Annotated in this window: 2 protein-coding genes and 1 pseudogene; 1 reads left to right on the plus strand and 2 read right to left on the minus strand. The window is 36.6% G+C overall.

Annotation, left to right across the window (positions count from 1 at the left end; all coding sequences use genetic code 11):
- A partial coding sequence (locus tag BHE89_RS16030) for a zinc ribbon domain-containing protein (RefSeq protein WP_141008317.1) occupies positions 1-260 on the plus strand: 260 nt, incomplete at its 5' end.
- Positions 261-325: 65 nt separating this feature from the next.
- Here BHE89_RS16030 and BHE89_RS24370 read toward each other — a convergent pair.
- Together BHE89_RS24370 and BHE89_RS16040 are read right to left on the minus strand one after the other, a co-directional pair.
- Positions 326-664, minus strand: a pseudogene (locus BHE89_RS24370) (integrase core domain-containing protein); the annotation flags it as partial.
- Between the two features lie 623 nt (positions 665-1287).
- Positions 1288-1665, minus strand: a complete 378-nt coding sequence (locus BHE89_RS16040; RefSeq protein WP_069369809.1) for a hypothetical protein — start codon at positions 1663-1665, stop codon at positions 1288-1290.
- Between the last annotated feature and the right edge of the window lie 171 nt (positions 1666-1836).

Raw genomic sequence — 1836 nt, forward strand, 5'->3', positions numbered from 1 at the left:
AAAAAGGCGTCCATCTGGTAAAACTGGATCAATGGTTTGCCAGTTCGAAAACCTGTCATTGTTGCGGTCATAAAATGTCAGAAATGCCACTACATAAGCGTATCTGGCAATGCCCTGAATGTGGAGTTGAACATGACCGAGATATCAATGCGGCAATCAATATCCGACACAAGGGCATATTGGAATTACACGCGGCGGGACTCGTCGTTTCAGCCCATGGAGACCCGCGTAAATCCGTCGTACAGAGGGTTGCGGTCTGAGAAGTGGGAAGCCTCGCCGTTTACGGCGGGGAGCAGTCACTAAAGATTATATTGTTAATGTGGGGTTAGTTGAGACACACCAACATAGAGTTTTCTAACTGTTTACCATAGGCCTCCGATGGGGGCTGATTGAAACTTTCGTAAGTTCGATTTTGGTTATATCCTTGCAGCCCAAACCACGCTAATTTTCGAACTTGGCTTTACGATCCAAATAAATACCACATTAAAAATTCACGAAGGAATAAACCATTAAAACACTCGATAACCCCATTTTGTTGCGATTTTCCCGGTTGAATACGACACAGCGAAATTTGGTTATCTTCACAATAATTCAATAAGTTAACAGAAATGAGTTCAAGACCATTATCGACTCAAATCTGTTTCGGCAACCCTCTCTCACTTCTTTACGTTTTTCGCAGGGATCAAAACCATTAGCAATTAACTTTCTGGCTGTATCTCTTTTCTCTCTGGGCTTCTGCAAGTGAAATATCAGGGGGAGTGGACAGAAGGAAAACACACCATAAGCCCTAAATTTCAGGCATAAAAAAAGACGCTCTTAGCGTCTGATTTTTGGTGCGAAGGCCGGACTCGCTTTTATTAGGCAATGCATTGTTTTTATTTGATATAAATTTATATGAAATTTTTTGTATACTTAAATATATACTCAATAGTATAGAGTTTGAAAAATGGGTTAATCGACTTTTATTTCTTAAGTTTATTAAACTCTTTTCCTAGACATATGGTTTCATAGGTAAAGCCTGATATCTTAATTTGGATACCCTCCTTCTTTAATGGGATCTCTGATATAGTAATTGTATGGAAAATCTATATCTTTTTGAACTTTACCCAGAGAGTGGTATGCAATCATTGGGCTCCATGATAATTCAGAATTGCTGGGGGTGATATGAAAAGAAATTGTTTGCATCGGTGAGAAGACTGTTCAAACAATCCAATGATTTTTTATAAGATATCAATCTATAACATAACATCTGTAGATGTTAGTGAAGCTACAGTGCAACTCATTAATCTATTTTATCCTAATGGAATAAGTTTTGTCGAATTCACCGCCGGTAGCTATGTTAGTGCCAAATAATCCACCATATACCCGTACAGTAACTATTCCTGACTTTACGGGTATACCTTGAATCTTTATACAATTATGGGCTGGAGAATCGTTGCAATACTTTAAACTTAATCCTACATCTGATGGGATTATCTCGCCGACAAATCTTTCTCTTCCATTCGAGTCCAAAGTTGATACAGCGCCCCCAGTTATATTTATTTCACTGGTGTAAAATATTCCAATCCTTGCATCTGGAAGAGAATTACCATAGGGAGTAATATCAGCATTTAAAGTACACGCTGTAAATAACAATGAAATGCAGATAATAAAAATCTTTTTCATACTTATCTTAATGGCTTAAAAGCCATACCTCCAAAAATCGATTAATAATGTTTTATCCATTGTAGGATAGATATTTAAAAATTTGTGGTTAAAAATGGCTACTGATAAAATCAATTTATTGTGATCATAAAAGGATTTAGCATTATGAAAAAAATATTTATTTTTTATACT

The sequence above is a fragment of the Shigella sp. FC1967 genome, assembly GCF_001743005.1.
Taxonomy (GTDB): Bacteria; Pseudomonadota; Gammaproteobacteria; order Enterobacterales; family Enterobacteriaceae; genus Proteus.

What these genes read in the sequence shown, in the direction of transcription:
- BHE89_RS16040 (WP_069369809.1), bottom strand. Translation starts at nt 1,665, where the DNA reads ATGAAAAAGATTTTTATTATCTGCATTTCATTGTTATTTACAGCGTGT.